Origin of the sequence: Streptomyces sp. SAJ15, assembly GCF_007595705.1 — a bacterium.
Lineage (GTDB): Bacteria > Actinomycetota > Actinomycetes > Streptomycetales > Streptomycetaceae > Streptomyces.
In genome coordinates this window covers 662,114-684,948 of record NZ_NISY01000001.1, presented here as the reverse complement: position 1 = coordinate 684,948, position 22,835 = coordinate 662,114, and the positions used below count along the sequence as shown (strand labels likewise).

The window sequence follows — 22,835 nt, the reverse complement described above, 5'->3', positions numbered from 1 at the left end:
CGCCGGGCACGGCCCTCGCGTGCGGTCGTCCGGCTCAGTACTGCGCCTGGAGGTGCTCCCAGAAGCCGTCGCGCAGCGCGCGCCGCAGGTCGGCGTGGGCGCGCAGGGAGAGCCGCAGCAGCTGCTCGGCCTCGATGAGCAGCTCCTGGTCGACCGAGCCGGGCAGATAGGGCCGGCCCGGGAGCAGGTCGGCGAGCGCCTCGCGACCGCGCGAGGAGAGCCACTGGGCCGCGACCTGGGCGCCGACGAACCGCACCTCGTCTCGGGGCGGCACCGCCCCGCCGCCGGGTTGCTCGCCGTGCGACTCGTAGCCCACCGCGCGGCGGGTGAGGTACGGCTTGCAGAAGTCGAGGTCGAAGATGCGCTGGCTGTCGACCTCCCACAACAGGGGCTCGGCCTGGTTCCGTCCCTCGACGGCCTCGATGCCCCACAGGTGCACCCGCGCGCCGTAGCCCTGCGCGGCCTCGACGGCGGAGACCAGGTCCTCATCCCCGCCGATCAGCACGGCGTCGCCGATGGCGCGGTGCCGGGCGAGGGATTCCAGGTCGTTGCGGATGAGGGAGTCGACGCCCTTCTGCTGGTTGTTGGCGTTGAGGTTGCCGAGCCTCACCTTGACGTCGGGGAGCTCGGCGATGCCCTGCTGCTCGGCGGTGTGGATGCGCCGCCGGGCGCCGTCGTACCAGTAGACCCGCAGCAGTCTGCTGTCCGGGAAGATCATGCGGGCCTTGTCGATGAACGCCTCGATCAGCCCCTCGGCGTCCAGTTCGAAGGCTCTGCGGTCCTCGGTGCCCGCCACCAGCCGACCGGTCGCCGCGTAGACATACCCCGCGTCGACGAATATCGCGTGGGTGGAGGGCGTGGTCGCGACCTCGGCGAGCACCCGTTGCAGCAGCTCGTTGGTGCGGTCGAGCGCGGCGACGATCCCACTGAGGTCCGGCTGCGCGGAGGGCTGCGGCTGGCCCGAAGGCGTGACGTGATTCATACGCGGCTCATTGTCCTGGCGGTTGCGCGGGCCGCACAAGGCGTGCTGCCCGCAACAAATCCTTTACGCATCAGTAATTAGTCTCGCGAAAATTTTCGTTAGCGTAGGGAATGTTTGCAGGGTGCACCCCGTTGTACACCTACGGAGCGCACGGCACGGTAGCCGTACGCGTCCATTCCATCAGTTCTCCGCAGGAGGATCAGACGAAGGGAGAAGCCATGCGCTTCGAGATCATGCGCCTCGACGACACCGACGGCCTCGCCGTGGACAGCACCGTCGTGGACGCCGCCTCCGTCGACCGGATCGTGCAGCAGGCCGCCGCGATAGGCCAGCGCATCTACATCCGCCCAGCCGAATCCGCCGTCCGGTAACCGCCGGGCCGCCACGGCACCCCACGAACGTCGAAGCGCCCCCGTGCCCGTGTGCACGGGGGCGCTTCGTCGCCGCGTTGAACAGCGCAGGTCAGACGGTGGGGCGAGCGGGCGGCGTCAGGACGACTGGATCACCTGGGTGACGCCGTTGATGATCTGCTGCACCGCCAGTGCCGAGAGCATCATGCCCGCCAGACGGGTGACCAGCACCACGCCGCCGTCCTTGATCACCCGAATGATCAGCAGCGAGTAGCGCATGGTCAGCCACAGCACCACGTGCATCGCCACGATCGCCGCCCACACGGAGATCTGACCGCTGACGCCGTCCGCGTTCTGGACGGCGAGGATCACCGAGACGATGGCGCCGGGCCCGGCCAGCAGCGGCATGCCCAGCGGCACCAGCGCGGCGTTCACGTCCTTCGTCTGCGTCGGCTCCTCGGACTTCCCGGTGAGCAGGTCGAGCGCGATGAGCAGGAGCAGCAGTCCGCCGGCGATCATCAGCGCCGGGACCGAGACATGCAGGTAGTCGAGGATCTGCTGGCCCGCCACGCCGAAGACGGCGATGACGCCGAAGGCGACCGAGGCCGCCTGCCAGGCCATCTTGCGCTGCGTCTTGACCGGGCGCCCGGAGGTCAACGCCAGGAAGATCGGCGTGATTCCAGGCGGGTCCATGATGACAAAAAGGGTGAGAAAGAGGGATCCGAAAACGGCGGTGTCGAACACAGTGATGGCCTTGCGAGGTGGTACGAGCAGGGGCGGTGGCGGCCGCGCGGGGGCGCGGGCGCGCCGGCGGCACTGAAGAAGTCGGGAGGGGAAGCAGGCGAACGGGGTCGAGCACGGGGGACGCCGCCGATGCGGGGGCGCGCCGCTTTCGCGCGGGACGCGTCGCTCGAACGGCACAGCCGGTGGTGACGACCGCGCCGGACCCGTCGGCTCCGCTCAGCGGAGGCCCGGGGCGGATCGGCCGCCCGCGCCCGGGACCGGGAACGCCCCGGTCGCGCGGCGCGTGATCTCGCCGTAGATCTCGGGGTCGGTCGTGTACTCCCCGAGTCGACAGGTCTTGCGGCTGCCGTGGTAGTCGCTGGAGCCCGTGGCGAGCAGGTTGAAGTCGGCGGCCAGGCCGCGCAGCCGGGCGCGGGTGGCCTCGTCGTGCTCCATGTGATCGATCTCGATGCCGTCGAGGCCCGCGGCGGCCAGCTCGGCTATCGCGCTCTCGGGCACGCACTGCCCGCGCTTGACGGCCAGCGGGTGCGCGAAGACGGCGACCCCGCCCGCGCCCTTGATCAGCCGGATCGCGTCGAAGGGGTCGAGCTCGTGCTTCTCCACGTACGCCCGGCCGCCGTCCGCGAGCCAGTCGGCGGTGAAGGCGTCCGAGACGCTCGCCACCACGCCCAGCTCCACCATGGCGGTGGCGACGTGCGGACGTCCGACGGCCACACCTTCCGATGTGCCGCTACTCCGCCCGCTCGGGATACCGGCGATCTCGGCGACCCGCTCCCAGGTGATCGGCACCCCCAGCTCCCGCAGCTTGGCGACCATGCCCTGGGCGCGCGGCACCCGGTCGTCGCGCACCAGCTCGCGCTCGCGGGCCAGCTCGGGCTCGTGCGGGTCGAAGAGGTACGCCAGCATGTGCAGGCTCACGCCGTCGAGTCGGCAGGACAGCTCGGCTCCGGTGACCAGGGTCAGCCCGGGCGGCAGCGCGGCCTTGGCCTCGTCGTGGCCGGCGACCGTGTCGTGGTCGGTGAGGGCGACGACGTCCAGCCCGGCCGCGGCGGCGGCGCGCACCAGTTCGGCGGGGGTGTCCGTGCCGTCCGACGCCGTGGAGTGGGTGTGCAGATCGATGCGCACGACGCGTACTCCAAGCTGTGGCAGACGGGGGGACGGGACGCTCTACTCTACCGGGACTTGGGCACGTCCCCGGAACGGCGTCATCCGCCCGGAAGATCCGCGGCGGTGACGCGGCGGCGGCATCGGACGCGCGGTCCTCGGGCGAGGTCGCCGGGACCCGCTCCCGCCCTTCCCGGCGCGCTTAGCCGATGATCCGGGGCGACAGCGCCCCGCACGGCAGCAGATCCGTCTCCGCCCCGGCGTCCCGCAGATCGGTGAGGACCAGTTCGTCATAGAGCATCAGCCCGGACTGCTCGGGCCAGACGACCGCCCACAACCACAGTCCGCGCGCCTCACCCGCGAACACCGCGCGGTCGTCCGGCGTGCCCTCGACATGCCACAGCGGGGTCGGCCGCCCGGCGGCGAGCACCTTGACGTGCGGCGGCCGGTTCACACACATGGACGGGCCCGGGTCCGGGCCGTCGATTCCCGCATAGCGCGCGCCGAGCCCCACGCCGAGCTCCTCGGCGATGAGCAGCAACTCCCCCGGACCGCCCAGCGGGCCGGGGCCGGAGCAGGCCACGGCGGTGGCCCGGCCGCCACTGCGGTCGTCACCCGCGGCGGCCACGCCGGTGAACAGCCAGCCGATCGGCAGTGGCCACGGCATCCATACCGGCACCCGCGCGCGGTTCACCACGACCGCCAGCGCTTCGACGCTCGGCGGCACCACCGGCTGCAGAGGGTGCACGGTGCCGTGCACGCCGCACTGCCAGGAGTCGGCAAAGAGACCGGGCGCCCGCACCCGGCCACCGCACTTCGGGCAACTGGGTTCGCCCCTCATAGGGCCCCACGGTCCTCCGTGGTCGCCGTCACGTCAAGGACGATCACCCGTCCGGAGGGAGTCTCCGCCCATGCGGCCCGCACCCGGACGCCTGACGCCCGCCCGAACGGCGCCCGGTCCGCGCGGCCCGCGCGCACCGCCCCGGTCGCCGCCCCGCCGCCGCGCCCTAGTCGCTCAGCCGCACGCCCTCGCGTAGCGGGTCCCGCAGATCGGTGCCGTGGCGCAGCCAGCGCTCCCGCAGGGCCGCGGCGCCGTGCACCCGCTTCCAGGCGGCCTCGTTGGGCGTCATGGGCAGCAGCGGGAGGAAGCGCACGGGCTCGCGCGGCGGGTCGAGCTCCAGGTCGGGTACCAGACCGCCGGGTTCCGCGACCAGCACCGAGCTGAAGGGCGCTCCCGGCCACAGCGGCTCGCCGAGGTCCAGGGAGTTGCCGGGGGCCACGACCAGGCCCTCGACCTGGGGCGAGGCGGCGAACACGGCCAGCGGGCGGAGCACCTTGTCCAGGGCGGCGCCGGGCACACGGCCGACGCGCACCGACAGCACCAGCTCCGCGCGCGGGCCGCGCAGCGGGTCGGCGACGACGGCGGTGGGGTCGGTCATCGGGCGGTCCGACATCCCGAGCGTGGCGTAGCGGACGATGTCCTCCCCGCCCGTCGCGTCCGCCGGCCCGTCGCCCGGCCCACCGCTGAAGCGGAGCACCTCGATGCGGTCCGTGCCCAGGAAGGTCACCGCCGCGCGGGCGTCCGGCTCACCCAGCGCGGAAAGCAACCGGGCCTCGACCAGCTGAAGAACGTCAGACATGGACTGAGCATAGGTCGCGTATCGAACAAGCAAAGCGGCGAGTAAACGTTCTGTCGGCTGGTAGCCTTGACGCCTGCCCAGGAGAGTACGTCGTCCCCCAGCGGGGACCGGCCGGAGGAGGTGGGGCTGCGGTGGATCCTAGTCGACCGTGCAGTACCGACTGCTCTTCCGTCCTCCCACCTGGTCGCGTTCTCCGGTGCCCTTGATGATCCCAGCCCTTCCGTACCCCACCGCTCAGCGGTGAAACCCAGGAAGTGGCCCGGCGCCCGCAGCACTTGACGGTAGACGACGGTTGAGCGTCTCGCCCCGCTTTACCCCGTTCTTCTGCGTAATTCCGCGAAGTCCCGTCAGTGTCACCGCGCACTGGAGCGCCGCCCGCTTTGCGGGCGTACGGCCGTGATCCTTTCCGTACGTCCACCTTCCGGGCCGCGCTGCGCCCCGCGCGAGACACGCTGACGGCCGGCCCGTGAAGGAGCCCGCCATGTCGATGATCCGCGACCTGCGCGCAGCCGTCCGCCCCGCCCTGCGGCGCGGCCACACCCCGCACGAGTACGACCGGTACGACACCACCCGTGACCCCTCGGCATCGAGCGCGATCGTCGACTGCGCCGTCTACCGCGAGGGGAAGCGGGTCAGCGACCACATCACCCCGTCGGAGGCGATGGCGCGGGTGCGCGCCGAGGGCGGCTTCGCGTGGATCGGGATGCACGAGCCGACGGAGCATGAGTTCGCCGGCATCGCCAAGGAGTTCGGGCTGCACCCGCTCGCCGTGGAGGACGCGGTGCACGCGCACCAGCGCCCCAAGCTGGAGCGGTACGACGACACCCTGTTCACCGTCTTCAAGACGATCCACTACGTGGAGCACGCCGAACTCACCGCCACCAGCGAGGTGGTGGAGACCGGTGAGGTGATGTGCTTCACCGGCAGGGACTTCATCGTGACCGTCCGGCACGGCGGCCAGGGGTCGTTGCGCGCGCTGCGGCACCGACTCCAGGACGACCCGGAGCTGCTCGCCAAGGGCCCCTCGGCGGTGCTGCACGCCATCGCCGACCAGGTGGTCGACGGCTACATCGCGGTCGCGGACGCGGTGCAGGACGACATCGACGAGGTGGAGATCGACGTCTTCAGCTCCGGGCCCAGCGGCGGTGCCGCACGCGGCGGCGACGCCGGCCGGATCTACCAGCTCAAGCGGGAGGTACTGGAGTTCAAGCGCGCCGTCTCCCCGCTGCTGCGGCCGATGCAGCTGCTGAGCGAGCGCCCGATGCGGCTGGTCGACCCGGACATCCAGAAGTACTTCCGCGATGTCGCCGACCACCTGGCGCGCGTCACCGAGCAGGTCGTCTCCTTCGACGAGCTCCTCAACTCCATCCTCCAGGCCAACCTGGCCCAGGCGACGGTCGCCCAGAACGAGGACATGCGCAAGATCACCGCCTGGGCGGCGATCATCGCCGTCCCCACCATGATCTGCGGTGTCTACGGCATGAACTTCGACCACATGCCGGAGACCCACTGGCGGTACGGCTATCCGACGGTGATGACCGCCATCGTCGCCATCTGCTGCGTCATGCACCGCAGTTTCAAGCGGAACGGCTGGCTGTAGCACGTCACGGAGTCCCGGGCGGGGCACGCCGGCCGGCCCCGCTCAGGAGCTCTCCTTGCGGCCCGCCGCGATGACCAGGGCCAGCCCGCCCAGGATCACCACCAGCGCCGGGTAGGCGGCCGCCGGCGGGGTCTGCCCCAGCCACACCGCGGCGATGAGGGCCGCGCCCGGCGTCTCCAGGAGAATCGCGGTCGAGGTCACCGACGGTCCCAGGCCCTTGACCACCCGATTGATCAAGGTGTGGCCGAGCAGCTGCGCGGTGACCGTCAACAGCGCCAACTTCAGCCAGGTCTCTCCGCTGTAGCCGCCCAGCGAGGCACCGGTCAGCAGGCAGGTGACCAGGAGCAGGACCGCGGTCGTCGTATAACAGACGTACGTGTAAGCCGTGGTGCTCGCCGTACGCCGCACCTCGGAGCCCAACAGCACATAGCCGGCCGCCGCCATGCCGCCCGCCAGCGCCAACGCGTCGCCGGCGAGCGCCCGGGGCGACAGCGACAGGTCCACTCCGGTCAGGATGACCACGCCGAGGAAGGCCAGCACCATGCCCGCCCAGGCCAGCGCGTGCGGGCGGTGACCGCGCAGCCGCAGCACCAGGGCCGTCCAGATCGGGGTGGTGGTGGCGAGCGCGGTGGACGAGGCCACGGACGTCATGCGCAGGCTCGGCAGCCACAGCCCGAAGTGCAGCGCCAGCAGCGCGCCGGAGGCGACCGACAGCAGCAGCGCCCGGCGGCCGAGCGTCCGCAGCTCCATCCGGTGCCGGCGGCGCAGCAGCACCAGCGGGCTCAGGGCCCCGACCGCCATGGCGTTCCGCCAGAACGCCACCGCCAGCGCCGGGGCCACCGTGCCCGCGATCAGCGGCGCCGACAGCGAGACTCCGGCGATCGCGACGGCCAGCAGCACGATGTCCAGCCGCACGGCGGCGGCCGACGGTGAGGCGGCGACCTCAGCGGACGGCGCCGAAGCGGGGGTGGTGGCCGCAGCTCGGGTACGGGCGGTATGCACACGCCCAGCGTAAGGGGCATAAGTGCACTATGAAACTGTCGTTTCGCATCGCGGGACGCGGCGGGCCGGGACCGGTGGCGGGGGATGCGGCTGAGGCCGGTGGGTCGGGTCGGTTCCGGTCCGGGGCGCCTCCGGGGCGGCATGATTTACGGGCGACGACTCCGAGCCGAGTCCTCGCCCCCTCTTTGCCCACACATCACGCGTGAGTGCCCCGAAGGCACCCCTCCCCGTCCCCTCCCGTGTCGCGCGGACCGGGCCCACCGCCATCGGGGCGGGAACCGACCGGGGAGGTCAGCCGTGTCGCTTCTTGCCGCGGCGCCGGGCCAGCAGCTTCGGCAGGGCGGCGGGGATGGGACGACGTGTGATCGCCGAGGTCGCCAGCGGGGGCGCGGCCAGGGAGCCGTCGGGCTGCTCGGCCACGGGCCCCTCGGTGGGCTCCAGGCGCAGCACGCGGCACTCGCGGGCCCAGCGGTCGGTGATCCGCTCGGCGTCGGGCGCGTTCAGTCGCTTGCCCTTGAGCTCGTCGACCGCGGCGGTCCACGCCTCGGAGCCGGGTGCCGTCTCGACGACGCGGGCGGTCCAGCCGACCAGGCGGCCGCCCTTGTCCTTGCTGCGCACGGTCACCGTCGCGGTGCCGCCGTCGACCAGGCCGAGGCCCTGGAGCGGCTGCTCGCCGGGGCCGTCGCCGACCAGGCAGGCGGCGCCCTCGTGCCAGACGTGCCACAGGGCCCGCTCGGGCCCCTCGGAGCCGCGCACCCAGATCAGGCCGGACTTCTTGGCGGCCTCCTCGATGAGGGCGCGGTCCATCAGCGTCTGCGTCATGGGCTCACCTTATGTCGGGCGACGGTGCGCCGGGCGACTGCGGGAGGGGACGGGGAGGGGCGCCTCCGGGGCACTCACGCGTGATGTGTGGGCAACACGGGGGCACGATCGCGGTTCGGAGTCGTCGCCCGTCAATCATGCCGCCCCGGAGGCGCCCCGGACCGGAACCGACCCGACCACCCACCCGGGCCCGCCACCCGACCGCCTTGAACAGAGTCCCCGCCGGAGGCGCTACGTACTGGCCGGGATCTGCTGGCCGTAGTCGACGACCTGGGTCTTCTCCGGGGCGGCCAGGGTGAAGTCCCTGTTCCAGTCGTTGAGGGTGATCACGCCGGCGCCTCCGGCGCGGCGCAGTCGGAGCGGGTAGGGGTCGCCCTCGAGGGAGACGTCGAGGGAGCCGCCGGAGCCCGCGCCGCCGCTGATGCGGATGGTGCGGACGCCGCCGACCGAGCCCCGGTTCCCCACGGTGATCTCGCCGTGCAGCCCCAGCAGCCCGTCGAGCAGCAGCCCCTTGTCCGTGAAGCCGCTGAGCTGCTTGTAGGAGGGGTCGCCGACCGGCACCTTGACGTACTTGCCGTCGAGTTTCCGGGCGGCCGCCCCGTCCGCCTCAGACGGCTTACCGGCCTCCTGGTGGGTCCAGAAGCCCGCGTCGGCCTTCAGGTAGAGGTCCTGCCCGACCCGCAGCAGTTCGAAGGTGCCGCCCTGGCTGGAGACCTGGCCGGTGCCGCCGTTCCCCTTCAGCCGCATGTCGAGCGTGAAGGTGCGGCCCTTGCTGACCAGCGTGCCGGACAGATGCACCGAGCCCGCGCCGCCCGCGGCCTTGCGGGCCTTGCTCTCGATCTTCGTGGCGGGGAGTTTGCCGACGCCGTTGGTGCCCGCGTCGGGGTCCTTGCCCCCGTCGCCGCCACATCCCGCGAGCGCCATGGCCAACCCCGCGCACATCGCCCCCACGACAGCCGTGTTCCGGATGCGCACGTCTGCTCTGCCTCCTGATGCCGGTGCAGTAGGGCAGCGTACCCGTGCCGTCTACGCCCACTCTCCCGGCCTCCGGGGCGCGGCCCCCGCACCACCGGAGACGGCCCTCCGCTCCCTCCTGAAGGGCCGCCCGGGGGCATCCGGTGCGACCGGCGGCGGAGTGCCGCGCGGCGCGTTAGCCTGAATCCGACTTGAGCGGATATCAGGGTATTCAGGTGCTCGGGGAGGTGCGGCGTGGGACCAGGCGGGTCCAGGGTGTTCGTCTCGCACCTGGCGGGCGTCGCCGTCTTCGACCCCAACGGCGACCAGGTGGGGCGGGTCCGGGACATCGTCGCGATGCTCCGGCTGCGCGGCCGCCCGCCACGGGTGCTGGGCATGGTCGTCGAGGTGATGAGCCGGCGGCTGATCTTCCTGCCGATGACCCGGGTGACCGGCGTCGAGCACGGCCAGGTCATCACCACCGGCGTGGTCAACATGCGGCGCTTCGAACAGCGCCCCACCGAGACCCTGGTCCTGGGCGAGCTGCTCGACCGGCGGGTGCGGCTGGTGGAGAGCGGTGAGCAGGTCACCGTCCTGGACGTGGCGATGGTGCAGCTGCCCGCCCGGCGCGACTGGGAGGTCGACAAGGTCTTCGTCCGGCGCGGCAAGGGCGGGGCGCTGCGGCGCCGGGGCGAGACCCTGACGGTGGAGTGGTCGGCGGTCAGCGGCTTCTCACTGGAGGAGCATGGCCAGGGCGCGGAGAACCTGCTGGCCACGTTCGAGCAGCTGCGCCCCGCCGACCTCGCCCATGTGCTGCACCACCTGTCCGCCAAGCGCCGCGCGGAGGTCGCGGCCGCGCTGGACGACGACCGGCTCGCGGACGTGCTGGAGGAACTGCCCGACGACGACCAGGTGGAGATCCTGGGCAAGCTCCAGGAGGAGCGGGCGGCCGACGTCCTGGAGGCGATGGACCCGGACGACGCGGCCGATCTGCTGTCCGAGCTGCCGGAGGATGACAAGGAGCGGCTGCTGGCCCTGATGCGGCCGCAGGACGCGGCGGACATGCGCCGGCTGCTGGCGTACGAGGAGCGCACCGCGGGCGGGCTGATGACCACCGAGCCGATCGTGCTGCTGCCGGACGCCACCGTGGCGGACGCGCTCGCGCGGGTGCGCAATCCGGACCTGTCCCCGGCGCTGGCCGCGCAGGTGTACGTGTGCCGGGCGCCGGACGAGACGCCGACCGGCAAGTACCTGGGGACGGTGCACTTCCAGCGGCTGTTGCGGGACCCGCCGTTCACCCTGGTCAGCGCGTTGGTCGACAGCGATCTGCGGCCGCTGCCGCCGGACACCGGGCTGCCCACGGTGACCAGCTATCTGGCCACGTACAACATGGTGGCCGCCCCCGTGGTGGACGAGAGCGGCTCGCTGCTGGGCGCGGTGACCGTCGACGACGTGCTGGACCATCTGCTGCCGGAGGACTGGCGGGAGCGGGAGCTGCAGGCGGGTGAGGAGGTGCCGGGGGCCGCCGTCCCGAAGGGTCCGGGCCGGACCCCGGCCGGAGGGCGTCGATGAGCGCGACCGCGGAGGCCGCCGATGAGCGGTGAGCGCAGCCGTCTGGACCAGCCCAGAGGCCGCCGTCGTGGCTGGTTTCCGCGGTGGGACCCGGAGGCGTTCGGCAAGGCGTCCGAGCACATCGCGCGGTTCCTGGGCACCGGGCGGTTCATCGCCTGGATGACGGTCTTCGTCTTCGTCTGGGTGGTGTGGAACACCACCGCACCCGGCCATCTGCGCTTCGACCCGTTCCCGTTCATCTTCCTGACGCTGATGCTGTCGCTCCAGGCGTCGTACGCGGCCCCGCTGATCCTGCTGGCCCAGTACCGGCAGACGGACCGCGACCGGGTGGTGGTCGAGCAGGACCGGGCCCGGGACGAGCGGTCGATCGCGGACACGGAGTATCTGACCCGCGAGGTCGCGGCGCTGCGGATGGGGCTGGGCGAGGTCGCGACCCGGGACTGGATCCGCTCCGAGTTCCAAGAGCTGATCAAGGAGCTGCGGGACGTGGAGGAGCGGCGCGCGCCGCTGGGGGACGCGCCGCCGGGCGGCCGCGTATTCCCGGTGGACGACCCCTCCGGGAGTGAGGAACGCGACCGCTGACGACCTTTCCCGAGGCCGGCTACCGCGCCGTACCATTTCGGCATGGCTACCGACACTCCCCCATCCGCTCCGTCCGAAGAGGCGGTGCGCGCCGCACTCGCGACGGTCAACGACCCGGAGATCCACAAGCCGATCACCGATCTCGGCATGGTCAAGTCGATCGCGATCGCGGCTGATGGGACGGTCGCGGTGGCCGTCTATCTGACCGTCTCCGGCTGCCCGCTGCGGGACACGATCACCAAGAACGTGACGGAGGCGGTGTCCCGGGTCGCCGGCGTGACCGGCGTCACCGTCGAGCTCGACGTGATGAGCGACGAGCAGCGGCGCGAGCTGGCGACCTCGCTGCGCGGCGGACAGGCCGAGCGCGAGGTGCCGTTCGCCAAGCCCGGCTCGCTGACCCGGGTGTACGCGGTGGCGTCCGGCAAGGGCGGCGTCGGCAAGTCGTCGGTGACCGTCAACCTGGCGGCCGCGATGGCCGCCGACGGGCTGAAGGTCGGCGTCGTGGACGCCGACATCTACGGCCACTCGGTGCCCCGGATGCTGGGCGCGGACGGCCGCCCGACCCAGGTCGAGAACATGATCATGCCGCCGTCGGCGAACGGCGTGAAGGTCATCTCCATCGGCATGTTCACCCCGGGCAACGCGCCGGTGGTGTGGCGCGGCCCCATGCTGCACCGCGCGCTGCAGCAGTTCCTGGCGGACGTCTACTGGGGCGACCTGGACGTGCTGCTGCTGGACCTGCCGCCGGGCACCGGCGACATCGCCATCTCGGTGGCGCAGTTGGTGCCGAACGCCGAGATCCTGGTGGTGACGACCCCGCAGCAGGCCGCCGCCGAGGTCGCGGAGCGGGCGGGCTCCATCGCCGTCCAGACGCACCAGAAGATCGTCGGCGTCGTCGAGAACATGTCCGGGCTGCCGTGCCCGCACTGCGACGAGATGGTCGACGTGTTCGGCACCGGCGGCGGTCAGCTGGTCGCCGACGGGCTGTCCCGGACCACCGGCACCAACGTCCCGGTGCTCGGCTCGATCCCGATCGACGTGCGGCTGCGCGAGGGCGGCGACGAGGGCAAGCCCGTCGTCCTCAGCGACCCGGACTCCCCGGCCGGTAGCGCGCTGCGCGCCATCGCCGGCAAGCTCGGCGGCCGCCAGCGCGGGCTGGCCGGGCTGTCGCTGGGCATCACCCCGCGCAACAAGTTCTGATCGACGCGCGGTCCCGTGTCGCGGCGGGTCACCCGCCGCGACACGGGCCCCCGCCCACGGGTAAGGGGCGGCCTCCCTGGGAGGCCGCCCCTTACCCGTGCGGAGAGCCGCCGTCCGCGGCGCCGCTTCAGGTGTAGCTGGCGATGTCCTTGACCACCGAGAAGCCGAGACCGTAGGCGCTCATGCCACGCCCGTACGCCCCCAGGTGCACGCCCTCGCGCGCGGAGCCGGCCAGCACCCAGCCGTACTCCGACTCGCGGTAGTGGAACGTGGCCGGCTCGCCGTCCACCGGCAGCGACAACTGCGACCAGCCCTCGCCGCCCAGGTCGTCGGCGAGCTCCCAGGCGATCGCGGTCTGCTGCTCCAGCCAGTCCTGGCGCAGCGCCCGCTCCATCCGCGACGGCCAGGTGCACGACAGCAGCCCCGAGCCGGCCAGCCAGGCCGCGGAGGAGACCGAGGTGGCCTCCAGCACGCCGGTGCCGTCGGCGCTGCGCCGCAGCGGGCGGCTGGCGACGGTCACCACCACCACGAAGCGCTGGCGGTCGCGTGCCTCGGCGTCCGTCTCGGCCCGCAGCGACGGCTCGTCGCCATGGCCGGTCGAGCCGTGCTCCACGGTGCCGTCGGCGCTGGCGCCGACCTGCATCAGCCGGCGCGGCCCCGTGAACGCCTCGTCGAGCCCGTACCAGGGGAACGCGGCCATCAGATAGCCGTCGATCGTGCGCCGAGCGTCAGCGGGCATTCCCTGGGCGGCCTGGGCGACCTGCGTGGCCGCCGCGCCCGGTGCACCGGTCGCCACCTCTTGTACCCCTGACCGACCCGTCGTCTCCATCTGCGCGGAGCCTCCTTGCTGCCCTGCCTCGTGGGCGGCCCGCCCCCCTCGGGCGACCTCTCACCCCGGACAAAGGGAGGATAGCCATACGGGTCAACCACGCCCGGCAGGCCAGGGGCTCAGGTGGCGTCCGAGTCGAACGGCGGCCGCTCGACCGCGCCGCCGGAGTCCCGCTTGCGCAGCAGGTCGGAGCCGTTGGAGGAGCTCGCTCCCGAGGCGGGCGCGGGGAGGGCCGGGCCACTCGCCCGGTCGCTCTCCCGACCGTTCACCGCGTCGGCGACCTCGGCCATCTCCTTGCGGAGGTCGAAGCCGTTGCGGATCTCCTTCAGGCCGAGCTCGTCCTTGTCGAGGAGGTGCTTGCGCGCGAACGTCTTGGGGTTCAGGTCCTCGAACTCGAAGTCCTTGAACTCGGGCCCGAGCTCCGAGCGGATGTCCTGCTTGGCGTTGTCGGAGAACTCCCGCACCTTGCGGATGAACCCGGCGACGTCCTGGATCACCTTCGGAAGCTTGTCCGGGCCGAAGACGAGCACCGCAAGGATGATGAGCGCGATCAGCTCTAGGGGTCCTATGTCGAAGAACACCTTGCAGCTCCTTGATACGTCTGTGGCCGCGGATCCAGGCCAATGAACACGGTACCTGTCTCTGTGTGCCTCCCGGGAGACGCCCGGGCCAACACCGGGTGTCCGGAGCCCGGTCCGGCGGGCCGCAAACGGTCCGCACCGCCGGGGGCCCGCGCGGGCGACGGGCGGCTCAGCCGCCGGCCGTACCGAGGATGAGGGAGACCGTCCGTTCCCGGCCGTCCCGCTCCAGCGTCAGCTCCAGCCGGTCACCGGGCCGGTGGCCCCGGATCTTGACGATCAGCTCCCGCCCGCTGTGCACCCGCACCCCGTCCACCTTGGTGATCACATCGCCCGGTCGCACCCCGGCCCGGTCCGCGGGTCCGCCCGGCTTCACGGGCTCGCCGCCGTCGGTCTTGGTCTCGACCCGCGCGCCGTCGCCGGCATAGCCGGTGTCGAGCGTGACACCGATCACGGGATGGGTGGCCCGGCCGGTGTTGATCAGCTCCTCCGCGACCCGCTTGCCCTGGTTGATGGGGATCGCGAAGCCCAGTCCGATGGAGCCGCCCTGGCCGCCGCCCAGCCCGGCGCCGTCGTCGGCCGCGCGGATGGCGCTGTTGATGCCGATCACGCGCGCCTTGGAGTCCATCAGCGGCCCACCGGAGTTGCCCGGATTGATCGGGGCGTCGGTCTGCAGCGCGTCGACGTAGCTGACGTCGCTGCCGTCCGCCTTCTCGCCGCCGGCGGTGATCGGCCGCTCCCGCGCGCTGATGATGCCCGCGGTGACGGTGCCCGCCAGGTTGTACGGAGCGCCGATGGCGACGACCGGGTCGCCGACCCGCACCGAGTCCGAGTTGCCCAGCGGCAGCGGCCGCAGCCCGGAGACGCCGTCGACCTTGATCACCGCAAGGTCGTAGCCGCCGTCCCCGCCGACGATGCTCGCGCGGGCGACCTCGCCCCCGTTGAACGTGACCGATATGTCGCCGTTCGAGCGGGCCCCCTCGACCACGTGGTTGTTGGTGAGGATGTGGCCCTTGGCGTCGAGGACGAAGCCGGTGCCGGTGGCCTCCTCGGAGCCGCCGCCCACGTGGATGGTGACCACGCCCGGCAGCGCTCTTGCGGCGATCCCGGCCACGCTCTCCGGGTCGCGCGCGCCCTCCTCGGCCGGCGGCTGGGACAGCTCCACACCATCGCCGCTGATGCCGCCGTTGCGCTCCATGTAGGCGCCGATGCCACCGCCGACGCCGCCCGCGACCAGGGCGATCAGCAGCGCCCCGGTGACGAGCAGGCCACGGCGGCGGGGCCGGCCGGCCCCCTCGGCCGGTCCGGCCGGCACCGCCATCCGCGGCGCGCTCCACGGGTCGTAGCTCATCCAGCGCGACTGCGCCGCCGTCGGCGCCACCGGGTCGACGACCGCCGGGGCCGGGAGCGGAGCCGGAGCGGGGAGCGGGGCCGGGGCCGGGGCCGGCTGCGGAAGCTGGGTGCCGTGCGCCGGCGTCATGCCCGCGTGCGGGGCCGGCTGCGGCTGGTGCAGCACCGGGGCGGGCGGCGGCAGCTGGGTGCCGTGCGCCGGCGTCATCCCCGGGTGCGGGGCGGGCGCGGGCGCCTGGTGGGCCGCCGGCGGGAGCCGGGTGCCGTGCGCCGGCGTCACACTCGGCCGCTGCACGGGCGGCGCGGGCGCCCACGGCCCCGGGTCCCCGTACGGCGGGGTCCCGTAGGGATCCGGGGCGTGCAGCGGCTTGGGCCGCTGGGCCCGCGGCTCCGCCGGGGTGGAGGGGACGGCGTCGGCGGCCGGGGCCTCAAGCGCGGCGGCCTCCGCCTCGGCCCGCACGGGCTCGGTCGACGCAGGCGCGGTCGACGCAGGCGCGGTCGCCACGGAGTCGGTCGCCACCGCGTCGGTCGCCGAGGAGACGGCCGGCAGGGATTCGGTCGGCACGGCGTCCATGGAGACGGTCGTCCCGGCCGCGGCGGCGTCCGGCACGGCGTCCTCCGGCTCGGCGTCCTCCGGCTCGGCCTCCGCGGCCTCCACGGCGTCCGTCGTCCGCTCGACGGGGCGCGCCCCGGAGACGTCGCTCTCGGGTGCGACGGTCGACGGGAGCGTGTCGCCGGCCGGCGCGTCCTCGAAGGCCCCGGTCACGGGCCGTACGTCGGCGTCCTGGGCCTCGGGGGCGGTGGGCGGGTGCGACGGGCCTCCGGGGGCCGACCGCGGTGCGTGGTCCGATGACGGCGCGGCGGGCCGACCGGCGCTCGGGCGGCTCCACCACTTCGGCTTGGGCCCGGGGGCCTTCCCCTCGTCCATGATCTCCCCAGAGTCTTCCGCGACGCGGCGCGGACTGCACAGCTCGGGACATGCCTTGCGTCCCCGCTACGGGTCGATGGCGCTGCCCCGAAGCGATTCAACCAGGTCTCGCGGGGCTTGCGCAGTGTCCCCGACCGCGCCGGCGGACGGGGACCGAGCGCTACTCGGAGCCCGCGGTGGCCCGGACGGCCTCCGAGGCCCGCGGGGTGGCCGCGGACGGGCCGGCCTGCTGGCGCGGTGCGGCGGGCTCGGCACTGCCGCCGGGACGCAGCTGCTGGCTGGCCGACAGCACCGGCTGAACCACCGGCGGCAGGGCACCGCTGGCCGGCAGCCGGGAGACGTTGTACGGCGGGTGGGCGGGCGAGACGACCCCACCGGCGGTGTTGGTGAGCACCCCGGGACGGGAGCCCCGCTGCCGGGCGTCGGCGGCCGGCGCGGCCACGTCGGCCGGGGACACCGAGCGGTCCGAGCCCCCCGCACGGCCGCGGGAGGGCGCCGGGCCCTCCACCGGCAGCGCGCTGCTCAGCGCGAACGCGGCCAGCGAGACCGCGCCCGCCGCCGCGAAGGCGAACCGGCGGCCACGCGCGGACGAGCGCCCGACCTCATGGATGCGGAAGCCGCCCTGCCGCGCGGTGGGCGCGGCGGCCGGCAGATAGGCGAAGGGCTCCTCCCGCATGCCGAAACCCCCGGAACCGCCGAACGGGCCGTCCGACCCGCCCGGCCCGTCCGCTCCGCCCTCGCCCGGCCCTCGGCCGTCGGCGAGCCCGCCGGCAGGCAGCGCCTGCAGCCGGGCCAGCAGCCCTTCCGATGGCGGCGGTGGCGCCGACCGCGCGAAGACGCTCTTCAACTGCCGCTGTGCATCGGCCTCCGCCTTGCACCGGCAACACGTCGCAAGATGCGCGAGCACCCGCTCGCGCGCATCATGCCCCAACTCGCCGTCGACCAGAGCCGCAAGGCGGTCGCCGAGATGCTGCTCGGCGGGGGACTGACCGCCTGATCGGGTCACGCGATTCCGACCTCCCCGCTGAGCCCGAAGCCACCGGCCCCGGGCGCGACGGCCACGGCCGCGCGCTGCTCGGCGCGGGCCACGGGAGAGCGGTGCTTCAGCGCCTTGCGCAGGTGCGAGCGGCCGCGGTGGATCCGGCTGCGCACGGTGCCGAGCTTCACGCCGAGCGTGGCGGCGATCTCCTCGTACGACAGACCTTCGATGTCGCACAGCACGACGGCCGCCCGGAACTCCGGAGCCAGGGTGTCCAGCGCCTGCTGGATGTCGGCGTCGAAGTGGGTGTCGTTGAAGTGCTGCTGGGGAGAGGGCTCGCGGCTGGGGAGCCGCTCGGCCGCGTCCTCGCCGAGCGCGTCGAAGCGGATGCGCTGACGGCGACGGACCATGTCCAGGAAGAGGTTGGTGGTGATGCGGTGCAGCCAGCCCTCGAAGGTGCCGGGCGTGTAGGTCGACAGCGAGCGGAAGACGCGGACGAAGACCTCCTGGGTGAGGTCCTCGGCGTCGTGCTGGTTGCCGGTCAGGCGGTAGGCGAGGCGGTAGACCCGTGCACTGTGCATGCTGACGATCTCCTCCCACGTGGGAGGGGTCCACGCCGGGGCGTCCGCATCGCTGGCGAAGGTCGCGGTGGTGGCGGAGTCGGCGGAACGGGAACGGTCAGCGTTGTCGGTCACGGATTTCGGCTCGACCGCCGACCCGCGAAAGCGCCACAGCACTCTCCGGTCACCGGCCGCAGCCGCACCTCCCCTGTCGGCTCTGGTGGTGTCCAGTAGAGCCCCTACCATATCCACCTCGCCCGTTAGCTCCGGATAAGCATTTTTGACCTGCATTTGGTCTTGGTCTCCACGGGGAACGACCCGCCGCGCGGCCGCGCCGCACGGCGCCTTTCCGCACCGCTCCCACCCCCGGTACAACGCCCGGTCCCATCTGCGGGTTCCCGCGTTCAGCGGATACAGTCACGGGTGCGTCAACTACGGGGACAGGAGAGGGCCATTACCGGCAACCGGCAGACGAGCTGGGCGTTCGCCGATGCGTTCGTCGCCGAGGACGCAGCCCTGCGCTGGGCCCGTGACCGGGCCCGCGAGGCCGGGCTGCGCTCGGTGTCGTCCGGCACCGGCGCTGCGCTGCGGCTGCTCGCCGCGGCCGCCGACGCCAAGGCCGTCGCCGAAATCGGCACCGGGACCGGGGTCTCCGGCATCCACCTGCTGCACGGGATGCGGCCGGACGGCGTGCTGACGACGGTGGACAGCGAGCCGGAGCGGCAGCAGTTCGCCCGCCAGGCGTTCCGCGCGGCCGGCTTCGCCGGCAACCGCGCCCGCTTCATCCCCGGCCGGGCCCTGGAGGTGCTGCCGCGCCTCGCCGACGGGGGCTACGACCTCGTCTTCTGCGACGGCGACCCGCTGGAGAGCCTGGACTACCTCGCCGAATCGTTGCGCTTGCTGCGGCCGGGCGGACTCGTCTGCTTCGAAGGTGTCTTCGCGGACGGGCGCACGGTGGACTCCGCGGTGCAGCCGGCCGAGGTACTGCGGGTGCGCGAGCTGCTACGCACCGTACGGGAGTCCACGGTCCTCCAGTCCTCGCTGCTGCCGGTGGGCGACGGCCTGCTGTGCGCGGTGAAGCGCGGTTGAGCCTGCCGGCTGGGCTGGTCGGGCCGCATGCGGGGTGCCGCCGAGTGCGGGGTGCCGCCGAGTGCGGGGTGCCGCCGAGTGCGGGGTGCCGCCGAGTGCGGGCTGGCGGCTAGTGCGGGCTGAAGGCTAGTGCGGGCTGGCGGCTGCGGGTCGTGCCGAATGCGGGTTGCTGGCTGCGGGTCGCGCTGACTGCGGGATGGCGACTACGCCGGTCGCGCTGACCGCGCGGTGTCGGCCGCAGGCCGTCGGTGGCTGGGCGCGCAGTTCCCCGCGCCCCTGCGGGGCGCCATCCCGACCGCCGCGTTGGACACCGGCCATACCAGTCGCACCAACCGCACGCTGCCGGCCGCGGGCCGTCGGTGGCTGGGCGCGCAGTTCCCCGCGCCCCTGCGGGGCGCCATCCCGACCGCCACCCCGACCGCCGCGTTGGACACCGGCCATACCAGTCGCACCAACCGCGCGGTGCCGGCCGCAGGCCGTCGGTGGCTGGGCGCGCAGTCCCCGCGCCCCTGTGGCGGGGCCTCGACATACCGCTGCCCCGGCGGCCGGGGCGTCGCGTATTCGCGTACGGACCGGCTGCCGGGGCAGAACTCGCGGTGGAGGTGGCGGGCCAGGCTGTGTCAGCCGACGACCTTCTTCAGGGCCTCACCGAGCTCTTCGGCTTCCTGCGGTGTCAGCTCGACGACGAGTCGACCGCCGCCTTCGAGCGGAACGCGCATGACGATGCCCCGCCCCTCCTTGGTCACCTCGAGCGGGCCATCGCCCGTCCGCGGCTTCATGGCCGCCATGCTCGTTCCCCTTCCTGAAACCAGCTCATCGCAGCCGACAACCCAGGTGTCACCGGCATCGAACACATTGCTCCCCGTCATTATCCCGCATGGCGCGACCCAATGACCAACATCGAGCGGCAACCCCTGAACGACGCGTTCTGGCAAAACCACCCAATTCGGGGAGCGGAGTGTGATCGTCCGAGTTCGCCGGGCCCGAACGACGGGTCGGTTCTTTGACGCAGGTCACATGTCGGGTCACCTGTAGCCGTGAGTGATCTCCGGCATGCTGAGCGCTGACCCGCAGCGCCACCGTGCCCACCGACGGAGAGGGACCCGCCATGGCCGACACCGTGCTCTACGAGCTGACCGACGGACTCGCGACGATCACGCTGAACCGTCCCGACGCCATGAACGCGCTGAACACCGAGGTGAAAGAGGCGCTGCGGGACACCCTGCGGCAGGCGGCCGAGGATCCGGCGGTCCGGGCGGTGCTGCTCACCGGCACCGGCCGGGCGTTCTGCGTCGGCCAGGACCTCAAGGAGCACATCGGGCTGCTGGCCGAGGACCGTGAGCGGGGCGGCGAGGGCCGCACCATGCGGACCGTAGGGGAGCACTACAACCCGATCGTGACGGCGATCGCGACCATGCCCAAGCCCGTCGTCGCGGCCGTCAACGGAGTGGCGGCGGGCGCCGGGGCGGGCTTCGCCTTCGCCGCGGACTACCGCCTGGTCGCCGACACCGCCTCCTTCAACACCTCCTTCGCGGGCGTCGCGCTCACCGCCGACTCCGGGGTGTCCTGGACCCTGCAACGGCTGGTCGGCCCCGCCCGCGCCGCCGATCTGCTGCTCTTCCCCCGCGGCATCAGCGCCCAGGAGGCCCTCGACCTCGGCATCGCCGCCCGGGTCGTGCCCGCGGCCGAGCTGGCCGCGGAGGCTCGGGCCGTCGCCCGCCGGCTGGCCGAGGGCCCCACCGGCGCCTACGCCGCCATCAAGGAGTCCCTCGCCTACTCGGCCGCCCACGGGCTGCTCGACTCCCTCGCCAAGGAGGACGAACTCCAGGGCCGCGCGGGGGCGTCGGAGGACCACCGGATCGCGGTCGAGGCGTTCGTCAAGAAGGAGACGCCGCGCTTCCTCGGCCGCTGACCCGCTCCGGAGGTGACTGCCGCGGCTACGCGCGGCTGTGGCAGTCGGCCAGGTGGTCGTTGACCAGGCCGCAAGCCTGCATCAGGGCGTAGGCGGTGGTGGGGCCGATGAAGCGGAAGCCGTGGGCCTTGAGCGCCCGGGCCAGGGCGGTGGACTCCGGCGTGATGGCCGGGACGTCCGCGGAGGTGCGCGGGACGGGGCGGCCGTCCGGGTCCGGGGCGTGGGACCAGATCAGCGCGTCCAGCTCACCCGGCGCCAGTTCGGCCGCCGCCCGGGCGTTGGCTATCGCCGCCGCGATCTTGGCGCGGTTGCGGATGATGCCCGGGTCGGCGAGCAGCCGCTCCGCGTCCTCGTCCGCGAAGGCCGCGACCTTGGCGATCTCGAAGCCCGCGAAGGCCGCGCGAAAGCCCTCCCGGCGTCGCAGGATGGTCAGCCAGGACAGGCCGGACTGGAACGCCTCCAGGCAGATCCGCTCGTAGAGGGCGTCGTCGCCGTGGACCGGCCGGCCCCACTCGGTGTCGTGGTACGTGCGGTAGTCCGCCATGGAGTCGCCCTCCAGGCCCCACGGGCAGCGCGCCAGCCCGTCCGGTCCGGCGACCACTCCCTTGCCGTCGCTCATGCGTCCTCCCCCTCGCTCCGGTCACTCTCCTCCGCGGCGTCGCGGGGATCGGTCGGCTCCCCGGACTCGCGCAGCGCCCGCGCCCCCGCCAGCGCCATCTCCAGCTCCGCGATACGGGCGTCGCGCTCGGCGAGCTCCGCGCCGAGCCTGCCGAGGACGTCGTCCACGTCGGCCATGCGGTAGCCCCGCACGGTCATCGGCAGCCGCAGCGCCTCGACGTCGGCCCGGCCCAGCGGGCGGTCGTAGGGCAGCGGTACGTCGAGCCGGTCCGGCGGGGCGTCGGCCAACACCGCGCGCTCGCCCCCGCCGACCACGACGAGCGTGACCGCGCCGACCACCGCGACCAGCGCGATGAGCAAGAACCAGAACACGACCACCACTCCCCGACATCAGCTGACGTCTCACGTCTGCACCGATCGTGCCATGCCGCGCCGACAGTGCCGACGACGGCACCGAGCGCCCCGGCCGTCCGGCGGGTCCAAGGCGGCTAAGGTCGCTTGCGGATCGAGGACGAGGAGTACGACGGATGCTGCGGCTGGGACGGCGTGAGTTCGGCGAGCACGATCAGGTGATCATGGCGATCGTGAACCGGACGCCGGATTCCTTCTACGACCAGGGCGCCACCTTCCAGGACGAGCCGGCCCTCGCCCGGGTCGAGCGGGCGGTGGCGGAGGGGGCCGCGATCATCGACATCGGAGGCGTCAAGGCCGGGCCCGGCGAGGAGGTGAGCGCCGCGGAGGAGGCGCGCCGGACGGTCGGCTTCGTCGCCGAGGTGCGCCGGCGCCACCCGGACGTGGTGATCAGCGTCGACACCTGGCGGCACGAGGTCGGCGAGGCGGTCTGCGAGGCGGGCGCGGACCTGCTCAACGACGCCTGGGGTGGGGTGGACCCCAAACTGGCGGAGGTCGCGGCGCGCTACGACGTCGGGCTGGTCTGCACGCACGCGGGCGGGGTGGAGCCGCGCACCCGGCCGCACCGGACCGCGTACGACGACGTCATGGCGGACATCCTGAAGGTCACGGTCGGGCTGGCGGAGCGCGCCGCGGCGCTCGGGGTGCGCCGGGACGCCATCCTGATCGACCCGGGCCACGACTTCGGGAAGAACACCCGCCACTCCCTGGAGGCGACCCGGCGGCTGGACGAGATGGCGGCGACCGGCTGGCCGGTGCTGGTGTCGCTGTCCAACAAGGACTTCGTCGGCGAGAGCCTCGACCGGCCGGTCAAGGAGCGGCTGCTGGGCACCCTGGCGACGACCGCGGTGTCGGCCTGGCTGGGCGCCCGTGTCTACCGCGTGCACGAGGTGGCCGAGACGCGGCAGGTGCTGGACATGGTCTCCGCCATCGCGGGCCACCGCCCGCCGGCGGTCGCCCGCCGCGGCCTGGCGTGACGGGCGCCGACATCGCGGACGGCGGGCGTCCGGGGCACGCCCTGTGCGCCCG

The 22,835-nt window shown here is 73.2% G+C and carries 24 protein-coding genes; 8 read left to right on the top strand and 16 right to left on the bottom strand.

The genetic code is table 11. The features are described 5' to 3' along the window. Nucleotides 1–34: 34 nt before the first annotated feature. A complete protein-coding gene (locus tag CD790_RS03030; RefSeq protein WP_144381379.1) occupies nucleotides 35–982 on the bottom strand; it encodes an NYN domain-containing protein in 948 nt (315 codons plus the stop codon). Between the two features lie 218 nt (nucleotides 983–1,200). Here CD790_RS03030 and CD790_RS34385 point away from each other — a divergent pair, with 218 nt between their 5' ends. Continuing rightward, entirely contained in the window at nucleotides 1,201–1,353 is a 153-nt protein-coding gene (locus CD790_RS34385; RefSeq protein WP_186318845.1) for a hypothetical protein, read from the top strand. Between the two features lie 117 nt (nucleotides 1,354–1,470). Here CD790_RS34385 and CD790_RS03025 read toward each other — a convergent pair whose 3' ends face one another. From CD790_RS03025 to CD790_RS03010, 4 genes are all read right to left on the bottom strand, one after another. After that, nucleotides 1,471–2,076 (bottom strand): MarC family protein, encoded by a 606-nt coding sequence (locus tag CD790_RS03025; RefSeq protein ID WP_144381378.1) that lies wholly within the window; start codon nucleotides 2,074–2,076, stop codon nucleotides 1,471–1,473. A gap of 216 nt (nucleotides 2,077–2,292) precedes the next feature. Next, nucleotides 2,293–3,201 carry a PHP domain-containing protein gene (locus CD790_RS03020; RefSeq protein ID WP_144381377.1) on the bottom strand — a complete coding sequence of 303 codons (909 nt, stop codon included), beginning with the start codon at nucleotides 3,199–3,201 and terminating at the stop codon, nucleotides 2,293–2,295. 181 nt (nucleotides 3,202–3,382) lie between these two features. Continuing rightward, nucleotides 3,383–4,021 carry a DUF6758 family protein gene (locus CD790_RS03015; RefSeq protein ID WP_144381376.1) on the bottom strand — a complete coding sequence of 213 codons (639 nt, stop codon included), beginning with the start codon at nucleotides 4,019–4,021 and terminating at the stop codon, nucleotides 3,383–3,385. 166 nt (nucleotides 4,022–4,187) lie between these two features. Next, nucleotides 4,188–4,820 carry a suppressor of fused domain protein gene (locus tag CD790_RS03010; protein WP_144381375.1) on the bottom strand — a complete coding sequence of 211 codons (633 nt, stop codon included), beginning with the start codon at nucleotides 4,818–4,820 and terminating at the stop codon, nucleotides 4,188–4,190. A 481-nt stretch (nucleotides 4,821–5,301) separates the two neighbouring features. Between CD790_RS03010 and CD790_RS03005 the strand changes: the two genes are divergently transcribed. Beyond that, on the top strand, nucleotides 5,302–6,420 hold the full coding sequence (locus tag CD790_RS03005) for a magnesium and cobalt transport protein CorA (protein ID WP_144381374.1): 1,119 nt from the start codon (nucleotides 5,302–5,304) through the stop codon (nucleotides 6,418–6,420). A 42-nt stretch (nucleotides 6,421–6,462) separates the two neighbouring features. Here CD790_RS03005 and CD790_RS03000 read toward each other — a convergent pair whose 3' ends face one another. The 3 genes from CD790_RS03000 to CD790_RS02990 form a co-directional block, all read right to left on the bottom strand. After that, the gene (locus CD790_RS03000; protein WP_144381373.1) at nucleotides 6,463–7,422 is read right to left on the bottom strand and encodes a DMT family transporter; all 960 of its coding nucleotides are present in this window, start codon (nucleotides 7,420–7,422) and stop codon (nucleotides 6,463–6,465) included. A gap of 291 nt (nucleotides 7,423–7,713) precedes the next feature. Beyond that, complete coding sequence (locus CD790_RS02995; RefSeq protein ID WP_144381372.1) at nucleotides 7,714–8,244, bottom strand: hypothetical protein; 531 nt, start codon at nucleotides 8,242–8,244, stop codon at nucleotides 7,714–7,716. Nucleotides 8,245–8,475: 231 nt separating this feature from the next. Then, nucleotides 8,476–9,219 (bottom strand): hypothetical protein, encoded by a 744-nt coding sequence (locus CD790_RS02990; RefSeq protein ID WP_186318844.1) that lies wholly within the window; start codon nucleotides 9,217–9,219, stop codon nucleotides 8,476–8,478. A gap of 234 nt (nucleotides 9,220–9,453) precedes the next feature. Between CD790_RS02990 and CD790_RS02985 the strand changes: the two genes are divergently transcribed. The 3 genes from CD790_RS02985 to CD790_RS02975 are packed head-to-tail and all read left to right on the top strand — an operon-like array spanning nucleotide 9,454 to nucleotide 12,552. Next, nucleotides 9,454–10,770: a magnesium transporter MgtE N-terminal domain-containing protein gene (locus tag CD790_RS02985; RefSeq protein WP_144381371.1), complete on the top strand. Its 1,317-nt coding sequence runs from the start codon at nucleotides 9,454–9,456 to the stop codon at nucleotides 10,768–10,770. 21 nt (nucleotides 10,771–10,791) lie between these two features. Continuing rightward, nucleotides 10,792–11,352: a DUF1003 domain-containing protein gene (locus tag CD790_RS02980; RefSeq protein WP_144381370.1), complete on the top strand. Its 561-nt coding sequence runs from the start codon at nucleotides 10,792–10,794 to the stop codon at nucleotides 11,350–11,352. A gap of 42 nt (nucleotides 11,353–11,394) precedes the next feature. Continuing rightward, nucleotides 11,395–12,552, top strand: coding sequence for an Mrp/NBP35 family ATP-binding protein (locus tag CD790_RS02975; protein ID WP_144381369.1), 1,158 nt, complete (start codon nucleotides 11,395–11,397; stop codon nucleotides 12,550–12,552). A 127-nt stretch (nucleotides 12,553–12,679) separates the two neighbouring features. On the opposite strand, the gene CD790_RS02970 is transcribed toward CD790_RS02975, so the two are convergent. From CD790_RS02970 to sigE, 5 genes are all read right to left on the bottom strand, one after another. Continuing rightward, a complete protein-coding gene (locus CD790_RS02970) occupies nucleotides 12,680–13,381 on the bottom strand; it encodes a hypothetical protein (protein WP_399216862.1) in 702 nt (233 codons plus the stop codon). 119 nt (nucleotides 13,382–13,500) lie between these two features. Continuing rightward, nucleotides 13,501–13,962 carry a sec-independent translocase gene (locus tag CD790_RS02965; RefSeq protein ID WP_144381368.1) on the bottom strand — a complete coding sequence of 154 codons (462 nt, stop codon included), beginning with the start codon at nucleotides 13,960–13,962 and terminating at the stop codon, nucleotides 13,501–13,503. Nucleotides 13,963–14,131: 169 nt separating this feature from the next. Then, complete coding sequence (locus CD790_RS02960) at nucleotides 14,132–16,237, bottom strand: S1C family serine protease (RefSeq protein WP_144381367.1); 2,106 nt, start codon at nucleotides 16,235–16,237, stop codon at nucleotides 14,132–14,134. Nucleotides 16,238–16,397: 160 nt separating this feature from the next. After that, nucleotides 16,398–17,084, bottom strand: coding sequence for a hypothetical protein (locus CD790_RS35500; RefSeq protein ID WP_186318843.1), 687 nt, complete (start codon nucleotides 17,082–17,084; stop codon nucleotides 16,398–16,400). A gap of 155 nt (nucleotides 17,085–17,239) precedes the next feature. Further along, nucleotides 17,240–18,022, bottom strand: coding sequence for an RNA polymerase sigma factor SigE (gene sigE / locus CD790_RS02950; RefSeq protein ID WP_144381365.1), 783 nt, complete (start codon nucleotides 18,020–18,022; stop codon nucleotides 17,240–17,242). Nucleotides 18,023–18,199: 177 nt separating this feature from the next. Here sigE and CD790_RS02945 point away from each other — a divergent pair, with 177 nt between their 5' ends. Continuing rightward, nucleotides 18,200–18,865, top strand: a complete 666-nt coding sequence (locus CD790_RS02945; protein ID WP_144381364.1) for an O-methyltransferase — start codon at nucleotides 18,200–18,202, stop codon at nucleotides 18,863–18,865. Between the two features lie 620 nt (nucleotides 18,866–19,485). On the opposite strand, the gene CD790_RS02940 is transcribed toward CD790_RS02945, so the two are convergent. Beyond that, a complete protein-coding gene (locus tag CD790_RS02940) occupies nucleotides 19,486–19,653 on the bottom strand; it encodes a DUF3117 domain-containing protein (RefSeq protein WP_086831452.1) in 168 nt (55 codons plus the stop codon). 320 nt (nucleotides 19,654–19,973) lie between these two features. Between CD790_RS02940 and CD790_RS02935 the strand changes: the two genes are divergently transcribed. Then, entirely contained in the window at nucleotides 19,974–20,777 is an 804-nt protein-coding gene (locus CD790_RS02935) for an enoyl-CoA hydratase/isomerase family protein (protein WP_144381362.1), read from the top strand. 25 nt (nucleotides 20,778–20,802) lie between these two features. Here the strand turns inward: CD790_RS02935 and CD790_RS02930 are convergent, their stop codons facing one another. Beyond that, entirely contained in the window at nucleotides 20,803–21,396 is a 594-nt protein-coding gene (locus CD790_RS02930; protein ID WP_144381361.1) for a DNA-3-methyladenine glycosylase I, read from the bottom strand. Beyond that, entirely contained in the window at nucleotides 21,393–21,767 is a 375-nt protein-coding gene (locus CD790_RS02925) for a DivIVA domain-containing protein (protein ID WP_144381360.1), read from the bottom strand. Before CD790_RS02925 ends, CD790_RS02930 begins: the two co-directional genes overlap by 4 nt. Before the next feature lie 155 nt (nucleotides 21,768–21,922). On the opposite strand from CD790_RS02925, the gene folP reads away from it, so the two are divergent. Next, nucleotides 21,923–22,783, top strand: coding sequence for a dihydropteroate synthase (gene folP / locus CD790_RS02920; RefSeq protein ID WP_144381359.1), 861 nt, complete (start codon nucleotides 21,923–21,925; stop codon nucleotides 22,781–22,783). Nucleotides 22,784–22,835: the final 52 nt, after the last annotated feature.